The sequence below is a fragment of the Pseudomonas koreensis genome, from assembly GCF_036668835.1.
GTDB lineage: Bacteria > Pseudomonadota > Gammaproteobacteria > Pseudomonadales > Pseudomonadaceae > Aquipseudomonas > Aquipseudomonas koreensis_I.
In genome coordinates, this window is the sequence record NZ_JAZEVW010000002.1 from 56,272 (window position 1) to 70,630 (window position 14,359).

The window sequence follows — 14,359 nt, forward strand, 5'->3', positions numbered from 1 at the left end:
GATAGGCAATGCGTGGTTTACCTTGCCTGGCGAGGTAAACCACTGACCCGAGAAGGACACCATCGTGAGTGAGACCGATCTTGAAATGGAACTGAAAGCGTGGCGTCTGTTGCTGGAGGACGACGCTTATCGGCTGGATTTTCCCGAGGATTATCACCACACATTGATCCAGCGTGCCGACGAACTGCTGCTGCACGAATGGATCACTCGGGACGACTGGCAACTACTGAAGAACGCTGCCGATCAAGCCCGGGAATTTACCCTCGAGAGCCTTGCGCGCGAGCAGCGCGATTGCTTGAAAACCTCATTGCTGCAGTTTCCGCGAGGGCACCAGGAGCGACAGCGGGAGCAACCGCCGGGCGCGGTATGCGTAGCGACCCATGGGAGCGTCATCATGACTGAAGAAAAGAAAGATCAACCTGACGAACCGAACAACCAACCGAACGACACCGCGCCAGCGCATTCCACCGAGCAGGAACGCGAGCGCTTGAAAGACTTCAACAAGGATGGCATCCCGCCGGGAAGCTGCTGATTGCCACTCAAGTCCAGCGCACGGAGTATTTCACCATGCAAGTACAAGTAGACAGCAACCATATCGAAGGCAGCGCCGAACTGCAGGAATGGGTGGGCAGTACGGTGGTCGATGAGCTCGATCGCTATACCTCGTTTCTGACCCGGCTCGAGATTCATGTCGGCGACGTCAATGCGCAGAAGGCCGGCGCGCAAGACAAGCGCTGCCAGATCGAAGCGCACCCCAAGGGACACAGCTCCTTGTCGGCCAGCCACCACGCCGAGAGTCTGGAACTGGCCGTCGCCGGCGCGGCGAAAAAGATCGCCCATGCGCTGGAGCATCTGGTGGGGCGCTTGTCACCGCGCGTCGAATCGACCGGACGTCTTACCGCGCCGCCAGTCCGCGAGGATTCGCCAGCGGAAATCGACGCCATGCTCGAAGACGAGTTTCTCGCCAAACAAGCTGACCTGGAGAAAGAGTAAGGAGTGTCGTCATGGCCCGGATTCAACCGTTTACCCACGAGACGCTGAGCACGCTGCTGGCGCTGAGTGATCGTCTCAATCTCAGCCTGTACATGCCGGCGCATCGAACGTTTCCGCAGCGTTCGCAAGATCCGATCCGTTTCAAGAATCTGGTCCGACAGCTGGAGGGTTTGCTCGAACACCATTCACCCGAGGCGCCCAAGGACGTCGTGCTCGCGCCGTTCTACCAGTTGCTGGACGATCAGACGTTCTGGAACAACTGCCCGGCGTCTATCGCGGTATTTGCGGGCGAAGAACATTTCATCGTCGTCGGGCTGCATCAGACGGTTCGCGAAACAGTGATCGTCAACAGCCACCCGTACCTCAAGCCACTGCTGCGCCTGGCGCCGGTCACCGATCGTTGCCAGGTGCTCTGCTTGTCGCGGGATAGCGTGCAGATGTACCAGGGGACGGCGCAGCACATGGAAAAGGTTGAGCTGCCGGCGGCGGTGCCGACTCGTCAGGTTGACGCGCTCGGCGACGAGCTGACCCCGCGCGATCAACAGGGCCACCCGGACGGATTCAGCGGCGGCGGCGAGCGGGGTGATCCGATGATGCATGAGTCGGGCGGTGGCGGTAAGCAGGACGAAATCAACCTCGACCGCGAGCGGTTTTTCCGCGCGGTCGACAAAGCCGTTACCGAACACTGCTCACGCCCCTGCGGTCTGCCGCTGGTGCTCGTCGCGCTCCCGGAGAACCAGGCAGTGTTTCGCGCGGTGAGCCATAACCCGTTTCTGCTGGCGGACGGCATCGAGCGCGACCCGGCGACGCTACAGCCCGCGCAACTGGCGGACGCTTGCGCCAGTGTATTGCGCAATCGGCATGACGCTGCGCTGGACAAAGCCTTCGATCGCTTCGGCGTGGCGCTCGGTCAGGGTGCAGCAGGACGCCACCTGCCGGAAATTGCCAACGCCGCAGCAGAGGGCAGGGTGGCCTTGCTGCTGGTCGAGGCTGAGCGCGAGGTGGCCGGCACGATTGCGGCGAATGCGCTGAATCGTGAGGCGACGGATACGCGCAAGATTCATTCGGAGGATGTCCTCGACGAGCTGATTCTGGCAGTCATCCGTCAGGGCGGTGAGGTGGTGGTCGTACCGCCGGAGCGTTCGATGCCGACCGAAACCGGGGCGGCGGCGGTTTATCGTTATTGATCAGTCAGTCCGAGCGCCGGCGATGAGTTGCCGGCGCCATCCCCTACGTTTCAATCAAGGCGCGATGCCCGGATTATCGGCGCCAGCCCCTGCGCATGACAGTTTTTCACAGATGAAGGTTCACAGTCGGTTACAAACTGTGGCTAAAATGCCACCTTTTACCGACGCCGAATGACGGCGCGGCTCAAGGACGTGCCACTTTGTATTCAGACCGCTGCACAAGGCGCAGGGCCTCAGGCCGCCCCGCGCGCAGTTTGTTCACTTCTGACGTGTGACGATTTCCGTGAAACTCATCATTGCTGCTGTTTATGTCATTTCGATTGCCTACGTTCATTTGCGCGGGCGTGTGCGGCACAAGCTCGGTCGACAATTGAGCGACCATTCGACGTTTCTCGCGCCGATCAATTGCTTCCTCTATCTGTTTTCGAAAAAGCCGAACCGGCCTTATCTCGACCCGAGCGAGTTTCCCGATCTGAGCCCGTTGCAGGCGCACTGGGAGGAGATTCGCGAAGAAGGTCAGAATCTGTTGCGTGCCGGTGAGATCAAACGCTCGAACCAGTACGATGACGTGGGTTTCAACTCGTTCTTCAAAAGCGGCTGGAAGCGTTTCTATCTGAAGTGGTACGGCGAGAGCCATCCTTCGGCGATGAAACTCTGCCCGCGCACCACTGAACTGGTGCAGAGCATTGGCTCGATCAAGGCGGCGATGTTTGCCGAACTGCCACCGGGTTCGAAACTGGTCCGCCATCGCGATCCGTATGCCGGTTCCTATCGCTATCACTTGGGGCTGGATACGCCGAACGATGCCGGTTGCTACATCAACGTCGACGGTGAGAGTTATCACTGGCGCGATGGCGAGGCGGTGATGTTCGACGAGACGTTTATTCATTACGCGGAAAACACCACTGACAAGAATCGCATCATTCTGTTCTGTGACATTGAGCGGCCGATGAAGTATCGCTGGGCGGCGGCGTTCAATAGCTGGTTCAGTCGTACGGTGATGTCGGCGGCGGGTGCGCCGAACGATGCCGGGGATCGTACTGGCGGGATCAACCGTTTGTTCGCGCGGATCTACAAGATTCGGTTGCGGGGCAAGGAGTTGAAGAAGCGTAACCGTACGCGTTATTACCTGGAGAAGTGGGCGATTTTTGCTGGGCTTTTGGCGATCTTTATTTTGATCTGATTCTTGTTTGGGGCTTGCTTTGAGGCGCTGAGTTTCTGGGGGCATATTCGTTGCTGCGGTAACGGCTACTTAGGGTTCCGCCCTTACGGCGGGTCACCTTTTTCAAACGCCAAAAAGGTAACCCAAAAGGCTTGCTCCTACGTACGGCCCTCGCAGGCTCGGGTTCCTTCGCTCCGGGATCGATCCGGGCGCAGCGGCTACGGTTTGCTGCGCTGCACCTACGTCCGCTGTGTCTGGCTGCGCCAGACGGTCGCTGCGCTCCCACGCCCGGATCAATCCCTCCACTCAGCCTTCCGACGTCGCCGGTGACGCAAGATCAAGAGCACTCGAGCTTGCGCTCATTGTTGAGTGGTTAGAAGCGCCGCATGGCTTTGGATTTGCGGTGAGCTCGCCCTCACCCCAGCCCTCTCCCCGAGGAGAGGGAGCCGATCTTTGGGCTTTTCAGAATTTGCGTTCGACTCGGTATTTCAGATCGGCGTTGCTCTCGCATCCACCACGGTCAGTCCCCTCTCCCTCCGGGAGAGGGCTAGGGTGAGGGGCTTTTGATTTGAGACATCCCTGTGGAAGCGAGCCTGCTCGCGAAGAGGCCAGCGCTGACGACACTGGTTCCGACCGGCTGGAGGTCGATCACCCAGACGCCTTCTTCGTCCGCTTCGCCGGTGCCTTGGCCGCCGGTTTCGCCTTGGACTTTGCCGGTGCCTTGCCGCCCAGGCTGCGTTTGAGCAGTTCGGTCAAATCGATAACGTCAGCGGTTTTACGTTCTTCTTCGCCGCCCACTGTTTCAACATCTTCGATCTTGCCTTCATGGGCTTTCTTCTCGACCAGCGCCATGATCTTGTCTTCGAACTCGTCCTTGTAATCGTCGGGGCTCCAGTCGCCGCTCATGTCTTCCACCAGACGCTTGGCCATGTCCAGTTCGCCCTTGGCCAACTGCGGTTTGGTCACCTCGCTGCCCAGTGCCAGTTCATCGAGGCTGCGCACTTCCTGCGGCCAGCGCAGTTTCACCAGCACCAGCGCATCCTCGACCGGCATCAGCGCGGCGAGGTACTGCCGTGTGTGCAAGACAACGCGGGAGAGGGCGACTTTGTTGGTTTTGCTCAGGGTCTCGCGCAGCAATGCATAGACCTTGCCGCCGCGCTTGTCGGGTGCCAGGTAATACGGCGTGTCGATGTTTTGCAGGGGAATCTGTTCGGCGTCGACGAAGGAAAAGATGTCGATGGTCTGCGTCGACACCGGATGCGCCGAGCGGATTTCTTCCTCGCTGAGCACCACATAACGGCCTTTTTCATAGGCCACACCTTTAACGATGTTTTCCTTGGTGACTTCCTTGCCGGTGACCTTGTTTACCCGTTTATAGCCCACCGGCTCCATGCTGCGGCTGTCGAGCCAATCGAAGTCCACGCCCTGCGACGAGGTTGCCGAGACCAGCGCGACAGGGATGTGAACCAGTCCGAAACTGATCGCGCCTTTCCAGATTGCTCGAGCCATAGCCAGTTCTCCGAGTGATGTTCGGATGACCTGCGCCCCGGGCGGAAAGTTTCCCCTGAATGCGTGCGCCGGCCGTCACTTGGTCAAGTCGTGTTACATGTTGTTTAAGGCGTGTGGGTTAACAAATCCGAACCCGCAGCGTAGCGTGGACTCGAAGGCTCTATTCCTTGCTCATCGAGAGGCTGTGTCATGAAGCGCATCATGCTTGGCATCTTCGTCCTGCTGCTCAGCGGCGGTATGGTCCACGCTGACCTGTTACTGGCGCAAAGCCCGACCGGCAACAGCAATAACCCATACAACAGCCCGATTCGCCGGGCCAATCCCAACAGCATGCAAGGCACCCAGCCGAGCACACCGCCCATTCGCGGTCCTAACACCGTTCCGACGCCGCGTCAGCCCACCGTCGAGAACCGTGGCATTGGCAACGGCCAACCGATTCGCTCGGTGCCGAGTCAGCCGCCGACCTTCATTCCCAACCCGCCTCCGCGCAGCGGAGACAGCAACCGTTGAGCGGCAGAACCGGGTTCTGCCGGCCCCTGAAACGAACAAAAGGAATCGTGCATGTTGCGTAAAACCCTTTTAGCCTCACTGTGCGCCGCCGCGATGATCAGCGCGCCGGCCTTCGCCGCTGCGCCCAAAGAGCTGCAAAGTGAGCAGGGCACCCTTGAAGTCACCACCGTCGCCGCAGGGCTGGAACACCCTTGGGCGCTGGCGTTTCTACCGGATCGGCAGGGCATGTTGGTCACCGAGCGGCCGGGCAATCTGCGCGTGGTGGGCAGTGACGGCAAACTGTCGGCGCCGATCACCGGTGTGCCGCAGGTCTGGGCCAAGGGGCAGGGCGGTTTGCTGGACGTGGTGCTGTCGCCGGACTTCAAGGAAGATCGGCTGGTTTATCTGTCGTATGCCGAAGGCGGTGGTGCCGGCAACAAGGCCGGGACAGCGGTCGGACGCGGGCGGCTTTCCGATGATTTGAAGACGTTGAAGGATTTCAAAGTGATCTTCCGCCAGGAGCCGAAGCTCTCGGTCGGCAATCATTTCGGCTCGCGGCTGGTGTTCGACCGTGACGGTTATCTGTTCATCACGCTGGGCGAGAACAACGATCGGCCCACCGCGCAGGACCTCGACAAGCTGCAAGGCAAAGTCGTGCGCCTGTACCCGGACGGTAAAGTGCCGGACGATAACCCCTTCGTCGGCCAGTCCGGCGTCCGCCCGGAAATCTGGGCCTATGGCTTGCGCAATCCGCAGGGCGCCGCGCTCAACCCATGGACCGGCACGCTATGGGAAAACGAACACGGCCCGCGCGGTGGCGACGAGGTGAACATCATCGAGCGCGGCAAGAATTACGGCTGGCCGCTGGCAACCCACGGCATCAATTACTCGATGCAACCCATTCCTGAAGCACAGGGTAAAACCGCCGAAGGCACGGTGGCACCGCACCATGTCTGGGAAAAATCGCCGGGCGTTACCGGCATGACGTTCTACGATGGCGACCGCTTCAAAGCGTGGCAGCACAATGCGTTTATCGGTGCGCTGGTGACGCAGGAGCTGATCCGTTTGCAGTTCGATGGCGACAAGGTCGTACACGAAGAACGCTTGCTGGGCGAGCTGAATCAACGAATCCGTGATGTGCGCCAGGGGCCGGATGGTTATCTGTATGTGCTGACCGATGAGGATAAGGGCTCGCTGTACAGGATTGGTCTGAAGTAAGAGGACCATTGCCCTAAATTCTGAGGGATCTTTGTTGACTGGCCGGGCGCCTTCGCGAGCAGGCTCGCTCCCACAAGGGGATTGCATTCCAAATGTGGGAGCGAGCCTGCTCGCGAAGAGGCCGGTCCAGGCGAAGCAAAACTCCGGACAGTCCCGCATTTGGCCGAACCGCCGCCGTGATGCCTTGTTATAGTTCGGGCCTCATTTCCAGCCCGGTAAAGGATCACTGCCATGTCTCAATACTCCGCCTTCAGCGTCGAACTGGGCGATAACATCGCCCATGTGCAGATCAATCGCCCGGAAAAGATCAATGCGATGAATGCCGCGTTCTGGAGCGAGATCATCGAGATTTTTCAGTGGGTCGACGACACCGACGAAGTGCGCGTGGTGGTGCTCAGTGGCAGCGGCAAACATTTTTCCTCGGGCATCGATTTGATGATGCTGGCCGGGGTTGCCAATGAACTGGGCAAGGACGTCGGGCGCAATGCGCGGCTGCTGCGGCGCAAGATCCTCGCCCTGCAAGCCTCGTTCAATGCTGTCGACAACTGCCGCAAACCGGTGCTGGCCGCGGTTCAGGGCTATTGCCTGGGCGGTGCGATCGACCTGATTTCTGCCTGCGACATGCGCTACGCCACCGAGGACGCGCAATTCTCGATCAAGGAAATCGACATCGGCATGGCTGCCGATGTTGGCACTTTGCAACGGTTGCCACGGATCATCGGTGACGGCATGCTGCGTGAACTGGCTTATACCGGTCGCACCTTTGGCGCTGACGAGGCGCGTAGCATCGGCCTGGTCAATCGCGTTTACAGCGACAAGGACGCATTGCTCGAAGGTGTGTTCGACATTGCTCGCGAGATTGCCTCGAAATCGCCAATCGCGGTCACCGGCACCAAGGAAATGATCAGCTACATGCGCGACCATCGCATCGACGACGGCCTCGAATACGTTGCCACCTGGAACGCCGCCATGCTGCAATCCACGGACTTGCGCGTGGCCATGGCCGCCCATATGAGCAAACAGAAACCCGAATTTCTGGACTGAGAAACCATGACAGCTCGCTGGACCACTGCAGTACTCGACACCGATCAACCCGGCGGCATGGCCGTGGCACGCAGCCCGGAAGGCTTTCTGTTCGATGACAACGGCGCGCTGTTCCCACGCGAATGGCTCAAGCGTCAGGACCTGTCGATCCTCGCCGAACATGGCATTGGCCATCTCGATGGCGAGCCGGTGTATCTGCTCGAGTTGCGCAGTGCCAGTGAGGTGCCGGGTTGCAACTGGAAAGGCTTGCGCGCGTTCATGCTCGAAGGTGATCACACGATCTATAAAGTGCTCGGTTACGCCGCGCAGATCGGCACCTGGGCCCGCGAGCATCGCTTCTGTGGCAACTGCGGCCAGCCGATGACGCAGGTGCCGCGCGAGCGGGCGATGTATTGCCAGCCCTGCGACCTGCGCAGTTACCCACGGATCTCGCCGAGCATGATCGTGCTGATCACGCGGGGCGATGAAGTTCTGCTGGCACGCTCACCGCGCTTCGTCACTGGCGTCTATAGCACGCTGGCCGGGTTTGCCGAGCCGGGCGAGTCGGCCGAGGAATGCCTGATTCGCGAAGTGCGCGAAGAAGTGCAGATCGAAGTGAAGAATATTCAGTACATGGGCAGCCAGTGCTGGCCGTTCCCGCATTCGATGATGCTCGGCTTCCATGCCGAGTACGCTGGCGGTGAGATTGTCTGTCAGGAAGACGAGATCGAAGACGCCCAGTGGTTCAATGTGCACGATTTGCCGCCGCTGCCCGCGTCGAAATCGATTGCCCGTTACCTGATCGACGTCTACGTGGCGCGGCGCTTAGGCCACGCTGAACCAGTGCTGCCAGGCTAAGCGTACGGTCAAGCCCAGCACCACGGTAATGAACACCGGGCGAATGAACTTGGCGCCGCCGCTGATCGCGGTGCGCGCACCAAAGAACGCGCCGACCATCACCGACAGGCCCATGCACAGGCCGATGATCCAGTCGACCTGACCGGAAAAGATAAACACCGACAGCGCCGCAATGTTGCTGACGAAGTTCATGCTGCGTGCCACGCCGCTGGCCTTGACCAGATCGATCGGGTACAGCAGCAGGCTACTCACAGTCCAGAACGCACCGGTGCCGGGGCCGGCCACACCATCATAGAAGCCAAGGCTGAAGCCCTGGGTCGATTGCCATTTCTTTTTGATCGGCGCGTTGCTGTCCAGCGGCGCCTTCGGCGTGCCGCCGAAGAGCAAATAAAGCCCGCAGGCAAAGACGATCACCGGCAGCATCTTGTTCAGCCACTCGGCGGGCAGGTAATGCGCGACGACGGCACCGGTCAGCGCGCCGACCAGCGTGCCGACGATCGCGTGGGTCCACTGGCGCGGATGGAACAGTTTGCGCTTATAGAAGGTGAAACTGGCGGTCGCCGAACCGAAGGTCGAACTCAGTTTGTTGGTGCCTAGCACCAGATGTGGCGGCAGGCCCGCAGTGAGCAGAGCGGGCGTGGTCAGCAAACCGCCGCCGCCAGCGATGGCATCGATGAAACCGGCAAGGAAGGCAACGGCAGCCAGAATGGCCAGGGTGGTGAGGTCAACGCTGAGTTCGAAGGGCATGGAATCGGCTTATTCGGCAAGGCGCAGAACGTGGGCTGCGGGGAGGCCGGACATGTTACTCATTTCCAGGTGTTGCGGCGACCGTTACGGCACCATCGCCAGCAGGCTGGCTGCCGCAATGATTTCGCGGTGAATGCAAATCCCCTGTGGGAGCCAGCCTGCTGGCGATTGCAGACACTCCGGTCTCAAAAGTGACTCCACAGCCATTCCCTGACTCAAACCCCTGCATCATCAGAAAAGCGGCCTAAAGCCAGTACCGGTTCATTCGTTCTACTCAAGGTTATCGCAGCCCGGGCTGTCCTCTTCGCGAGCAGGCTCGCTCCCACAGAAGGGCACATCATCAAATTCACAAGGAGTTTCAAACGTGAAAGGTTTCAAGGGGTATATCGGTTTCATCACAGTGGCGCTGGGATCGGCCAGTGCCTGGGCCGATCTGCCTCACAGTTCGATTCTGACCCGATACGGCGTGACCACCGAGCAACTGCCGAGCGCTGCGGACACCGAGGTCATTGAACCCGTCGAAGCAAAAAGCCGTTTTCAGATCCAGCCTGAACAACCGTACGTAACGTTTCGCCTGGGCGACGGGGTGGTCTCGCAAACCACCGGCAACCCGATCATCGATCGCATGGAGCAGCAGGACCAGGCACGTTGCCGTCGCCTGCAGGAAGAACTCGCCCGGCGTGGCGGCAGCTATGTCAGTTGCGACAACAGCATTCCGGGCATGAGCCAGCCCCGGTAATTGCCCCGTCGGAGCTGCCACGTGCGGCAGCTCCACTGGCGGCCATCAGTCTTCTTCGCGAACAGTGGCGACTTCGTCTGCACGAACCTTAACTTTCGCCCCGGAGATGTCTTCGAACTCATAGAAGCCATCGTCGGTTTTGGTCTTCGGCATGTCCTTGGTCAGATACTGGGTGCCGTTCTGCAAAGTGACGACGGTTGCGGTCGAGCAACCGCCCAGGGCCAGGGCTGCAGCGATCGCCAAAGGAATGCCCAGTGTCTTGAATTTCATACCCACCTCGTGTGCCTCATTCATGTGCTGCCGAGCATTGTCGGCTTCTAACGCGGTTGGTGCCATCCGCACCGGAAAAGTTCGATGGCCGCGGTAAAAAAATGCCACTGATCATTTTCCGTTTGCGCCGGGCGGGGCAGAGCTGATATCTGTACGCATAACCAGTATCCGCTTCGCCATGGCCCTGAATTCCGTGACTGCCAACCCTCTTGACGACCCGTTCTATTACCTTAACAACTTCCGCCAAGTGCTTGATTGGCTTGAACTTCGTTACGCCGACGTGATGAATGATCATGAGCGTGCCTTTATTAGCGACTTCAATGCCTTGCCGCGTCCGGCACAGGGCTTGCTGGTGCGGATGGTCATGCGCAAGGGTGTGCATTTTCGCGCGGGCAAACTCAATTACCTGGAAATCGGCGATATCGCTGAAGCTGCGCAACCGTTGCTGGCCCATGGCTGGATCGAGGAGCACGCGCCGCTGATGCTCGCCGAGTTGTTCGATGTGCTGCTCAAGGCCGAGCTGCTGCAAGCGTTCGGCGCCGCCATCGAGCAGCCCAAGGGGCGCAAGGATGACTGGTTACCGCAGCTGGCCGAACAGTTCAGCGAACCGCGCAGCCTGCGCGACTGGGCGCCGCAACTGGACGATCGCCTGTTCAGCTTGACCCTGATGGACCTGTGCGACCGTTTGCGTCTGATGTTCTTCGGCAACCTGTATCAGGACTGGTCGGAATTCGTCCTCGCCGATCTCGGCATCTTTACTTACGAAAAAGTCGAGTTCTGCGCCGATTCGCGCGGCCTGCGCAGCCGTGACGACGTCGACGCCTGCCTGTTCCTGCACCAATGCCAATTGCGCTTTGAGGCCGGTGAGCCGCTTGAGGTGATCGTCGCGCAGGTCAGCGCGCTGCACTTCGACAACCCCTGGCTGCAACGGCGGCGCGGCAAGGTGTTGTTTCAGATCGGCCAGTATTGCGAGCGCACCAGCGAATTCGCCCTGGCCCTGAGCATTTATCGCGATTGCGCCTATCCCGGCGCACGCCTGCGAATGATCCGTGTGCTGGAACGCAGTGGCGAATATCCGCTGGCGCTGGAACTGGCGACCCTCGCGCAGCAGGCCCCGGAAAGCGCCGCCGAGCAACAGGGTTTGCAGCGGATCGTGCCGCGTTTGCGGCGCAAACTCGGTGGGCCGCCGCTCAAACGCATTGCGGCGAGAGCAGTGGAACGTCTGGATCTGCATTTACCCAGGGTCGACCCGACGTTGTCCGTCGAGTATTACGTGCAGGCGCATCTGCACGATGACGACGGCCCGGTGCATTACGTGGAAAACAGCCTGATCAACTCGCTGTTCGGCCTGCTGTGCTGGCCGGCGATTTTCGCGCCATTGCCCGGTGCGTTCTTTCACCCGTTCCAGCGCGGGCCGGTGGATTTGCTCAACGAGGATTTCCAACAGCGCCGCGCCGAACTGTTTCAGGCGTGCCTGAGCGAACTCGACGACGGCCGCTACGCTGCAACCATCCGCGAACGCTTTGTTGCCAAGTGGGGCATTCAATCACCGTTCGTGTTCTGGGGCGCATTGAACGAGCAACTGCTGGAACAGGCGCTGGCCTGCCTGCCCGCTGAACACCTGAAACACTGGTTCAACCGCTTGCTGCTCGACATCAAGGCCAACCGCGCCGGCATGCCTGATCTGATCCAGTTCTGGCCGCAGCGCAAGACCTACCGAATGATCGAAGTGAAAGGCCCCGGTGACCGCTTGCAGGACAACCAGTTGCGCTGGCTGGAGTTCTGCCACGAGCACCAGATGCCGGTAGCCGTGTGTTACGTGCAATGGGCGGAGCAGAGCGCTTGAGCTACAGCATCGCCGTGCGCGCACTGTGCGAGTTCACCGCCAAGAGCGGTGACCTCGACTTGCGTTTCACCCCGTCACCTACGGCGCTGGAAGGCATTGCCGGGCATCGCACTGTGGCGTCGCGGCGCAGCGAGCAATACCAGAGCGAGGTGGCGCTCGAAGGCGAGTTTCGCCAGTTGAAGGTCAAGGGCAGGGCGGACGGCTACGATCCGGCGGCCAACTGCCTGGAAGAAGTCAAAACCTACCGCGGCGACCTGAGCAAGCAGCCCGCCAACCACCGCCAGCTACATTGGGCGCAGGCGAAGATCTACGGCTGGTTGATGTGCTGCAAACTCGACCTGCAACAAATCAATCTGGCCCTGGTGTACTTCGATATCGTCAGCGAGAAGGAAACCTGTCTGGTCGAGTCGTTCAGCGCTGAAATCCTCAAAGACTTTTTCGAGCAGCAATGCGCGTTATTCCTCCTATGGGCCGAGCAGGAAATGGCCCATCGCGAGGCGCGCAATCAAGCGGCGCAGCAATTGACGTTTCCCCATGCGGATTTCCGCCCCGGCCAACGGCATCTGGCCGAATCGGTGTTCAAAGCGGTCAGCACCGGTCGCTGCCTGATGGCGCAGGCGCCGACCGGCATCGGCAAGACCCTCGGCACGCTGTTCCCGATGCTCAAGGCGCTGGCGCCGCAGCAACTGGACAAGGTGTTCTTCCTGACTGCCAAGACGCCGGGACGCAAACTGGCGCTGGATGCGAGCCAGGTGTTGTTCAAACAGTCGCCGGCGTTGCCCTTGCGGGTCCTGGAGATGGTGGCTCGCGACAAGGCTTGCGAACACCCGGACAAAGCCTGTCATGGCGACTCCTGCCCACTGGCCCAAGGCTTTTACGATCGCCTGCCCACCGCACGTGAGGCGGCCAGCCGGATTCATTTGCTTGATCAGGCAGCGATGCGCGAGGTCGCCGCGCAACATGCGGTGTGTCCTTATTATCTGAGCCAGGAAATGGCACGCTGGGCCGACGTGGTGGTCGCCGACTACAACTATTACTTCGACTTCAGCGCGCTGCTGTTCGGCCTCGCCCAGCTCAACCAATGGAAAGTCGCGGTGCTCGCCGACGAGGCGCACAACCTCGTCGAGCGCGGCCGGCAGATGTACAGCGCCAGCCTCGATCAGTTTGTACTGGGCAGCGTGCGCAAAACCGCTCCCGCGCCGCTGAAAAACAGCCTGCAACGGCTCAATCGCGAATGGAACGCCCTGCACGCGCCGCAAATTTTGGCGTATCAGGCCTACGACAAGGCGCCGGAAAAACTCCTGCAGGCGATCTCGCTGTGTTGTGCCGCCATCGGCGACTACCTCAACGAACACCCGCAAGGCGTCGACAGTGGCTTGCAGAACTTCTATTTCGACCTTCTGCAATTCGCCCGCGTGGCAGAGCTGTACGACGCGCATTACCTGTTCGATATCAGCAAACGCGACCTCGATCGCAAAAAGCCGCTGTCGCAGCTGTGCCTGCGCAACGTCGTGCCGGCGGCGTTCATTGGCCCGCGGCTGACGGCGGCGCGCAGCAGTGTGCTGTTTTCCGCCACGCTCAGCCCGCGCAACTATTACGCCGATCTGCTCGGCACACCGGCCACTACCGTATGGATTGACGTTGAATCGCCGTTCCGGGCCGAACAGTTGAACGTGCAGATCGTCAGCCGTATCTCCACCCGGTTCAACCATCGCCAAGCGTCGCTTGAACCGATCGTCGAACTGATCGCGCGCCAGTTCAGCGAGCGCCCCGGCAACTATCTGGCGTTCTTCAGCAGCTTCGACTATCTGCAACAAGTGGCGGCGCTGATGGCCGAGCGTTATCCGCACATCACCCTCTGGCAACAGTCGCGGGGCATGGTCGAAGGCGCACGGCAGGCGTTTCTCGATCAATTCACGGCGCACAGTCAGGGCATCGGCTTTGCTGTGCTCGGCGGCGCGTTCGGCGAGGGCATCGATCTGCCCGGTGCGCGCCTGATCGGCGCGTTCATTGCCACGCTGGGGCTGGCCCAGCTCAACCCGATCAATGAACAGATGAAACGGCGCATGGCGGCGATCTTCGGTGCCGGTTATGACTACACCTATTTGTACCCCGGCCTGCAAAAAGTCGTGCAGGCCGCTGGCCGGGTCATCCGCACTCGTGAGGATCGCGGGGTGGTCATGCTGATCGATGACCGCTTTGCCGAAAGCCGGATCAAGCAGCTGCTGCCGCGTTGGTGGGCAATCAATCATGAAACCACGGCTTCCCAAATCGACGGATTGCCGCATAATTTCGCTCATGACAACGGCCGGTGAGCA

At 60.2% G+C, this 14,359-nt stretch carries 14 protein-coding genes; 11 read left to right on the forward strand and 3 right to left on the reverse strand.

All coding sequences use genetic code 11. The features are described from left to right. Positions 1 to 64: 64 nt before the first annotated feature. From V6F91_RS05435 to lpxO, 4 genes are all read left to right on the forward strand, one after another. Positions 65 to 532: a hypothetical protein gene (locus V6F91_RS05435; RefSeq protein WP_332763641.1), complete on the forward strand. Its 468-nt coding sequence runs from the start codon at positions 65 to 67 to the stop codon at positions 530 to 532. 35 nt (positions 533 to 567) lie between these two features. Further along, positions 568 to 993, forward strand: a complete 426-nt coding sequence (locus V6F91_RS05440) for an HPF/RaiA family ribosome-associated protein (RefSeq protein WP_090283609.1) — start codon at positions 568 to 570, stop codon at positions 991 to 993. 11 nt (positions 994 to 1,004) lie between these two features. After that, positions 1,005 to 2,180 carry a hypothetical protein gene (locus V6F91_RS05445; protein WP_332762925.1) on the forward strand — a complete coding sequence of 392 codons (1,176 nt, stop codon included), beginning with the start codon at positions 1,005 to 1,007 and terminating at the stop codon, positions 2,178 to 2,180. Between the two features lie 283 nt (positions 2,181 to 2,463). After that, complete coding sequence (gene lpxO / locus V6F91_RS05450; RefSeq protein ID WP_332762926.1) at positions 2,464 to 3,363, forward strand: lipid A hydroxylase LpxO; 900 nt, start codon at positions 2,464 to 2,466, stop codon at positions 3,361 to 3,363. Positions 3,364 to 3,990: 627 nt separating this feature from the next. Here the strand turns inward: lpxO and V6F91_RS05455 are convergent. Next, the gene (locus tag V6F91_RS05455; protein WP_332762927.1) at positions 3,991 to 4,851 is read right to left on the reverse strand and encodes a Ku protein; all 861 of its coding nucleotides are present in this window, start codon (positions 4,849 to 4,851) and stop codon (positions 3,991 to 3,993) included. 189 nt (positions 4,852 to 5,040) lie between these two features. Between V6F91_RS05455 and V6F91_RS05460 the strand changes: the two genes are divergently transcribed. From V6F91_RS05460 to nudC, 4 genes are all read left to right on the forward strand, one after another. Continuing rightward, positions 5,041 to 5,361, forward strand: a complete 321-nt coding sequence (locus V6F91_RS05460; protein ID WP_332762928.1) for a hypothetical protein — start codon at positions 5,041 to 5,043, stop codon at positions 5,359 to 5,361. Between the two features lie 51 nt (positions 5,362 to 5,412). Continuing rightward, positions 5,413 to 6,558, forward strand: a complete 1,146-nt coding sequence (locus V6F91_RS05465; protein WP_332762929.1) for a PQQ-dependent sugar dehydrogenase — start codon at positions 5,413 to 5,415, stop codon at positions 6,556 to 6,558. Positions 6,559 to 6,789: 231 nt separating this feature from the next. Next, positions 6,790 to 7,602 carry a crotonase/enoyl-CoA hydratase family protein gene (locus tag V6F91_RS05470; protein WP_332762930.1) on the forward strand — a complete coding sequence of 271 codons (813 nt, stop codon included), beginning with the start codon at positions 6,790 to 6,792 and terminating at the stop codon, positions 7,600 to 7,602. Positions 7,603 to 7,608: 6 nt separating this feature from the next. After that, positions 7,609 to 8,439: an NAD(+) diphosphatase gene (gene nudC / locus V6F91_RS05475; protein WP_332762931.1), complete on the forward strand. Its 831-nt coding sequence runs from the start codon at positions 7,609 to 7,611 to the stop codon at positions 8,437 to 8,439. Here the strand turns inward: nudC and V6F91_RS05480 are convergent. Next, positions 8,407 to 9,186, reverse strand: coding sequence for a TSUP family transporter (locus V6F91_RS05480; RefSeq protein WP_090283594.1), 780 nt, complete (start codon positions 9,184 to 9,186; stop codon positions 8,407 to 8,409). The two genes, nudC and V6F91_RS05480, sit on opposite strands and share 33 nt — an antisense overlap. 364 nt (positions 9,187 to 9,550) lie before the next feature. On the opposite strand from V6F91_RS05480, the gene V6F91_RS05485 reads away from it, so the two are divergent. Beyond that, entirely contained in the window at positions 9,551 to 9,925 is a 375-nt protein-coding gene (locus V6F91_RS05485; protein WP_332762932.1) for a hypothetical protein, read from the forward strand. A gap of 45 nt (positions 9,926 to 9,970) precedes the next feature. On the opposite strand, the gene V6F91_RS05490 is transcribed toward V6F91_RS05485, so the two are convergent. Then, on the reverse strand, positions 9,971 to 10,195 hold the full coding sequence (locus V6F91_RS05490; protein ID WP_090283590.1) for a YgdI/YgdR family lipoprotein: 225 nt from the start codon (positions 10,193 to 10,195) through the stop codon (positions 9,971 to 9,973). Positions 10,196 to 10,373: 178 nt separating this feature from the next. Here V6F91_RS05490 and V6F91_RS05495 point away from each other — a divergent pair, with 178 nt between their 5' ends. Both V6F91_RS05495 and V6F91_RS05500 read left to right on the forward strand, forming a co-directional pair. Beyond that, the gene (locus V6F91_RS05495; protein WP_332762933.1) at positions 10,374 to 12,041 is read left to right on the forward strand and encodes a VRR-NUC domain-containing protein; all 1,668 of its coding nucleotides are present in this window, start codon (positions 10,374 to 10,376) and stop codon (positions 12,039 to 12,041) included. After that, positions 12,038 to 14,356, forward strand: coding sequence for an ATP-dependent DNA helicase (locus V6F91_RS05500; RefSeq protein ID WP_332762934.1), 2,319 nt, complete (start codon positions 12,038 to 12,040; stop codon positions 14,354 to 14,356). Before V6F91_RS05495 ends, V6F91_RS05500 begins: the two co-directional genes overlap by 4 nt. Positions 14,357 to 14,359: the final 3 nt, after the last annotated feature.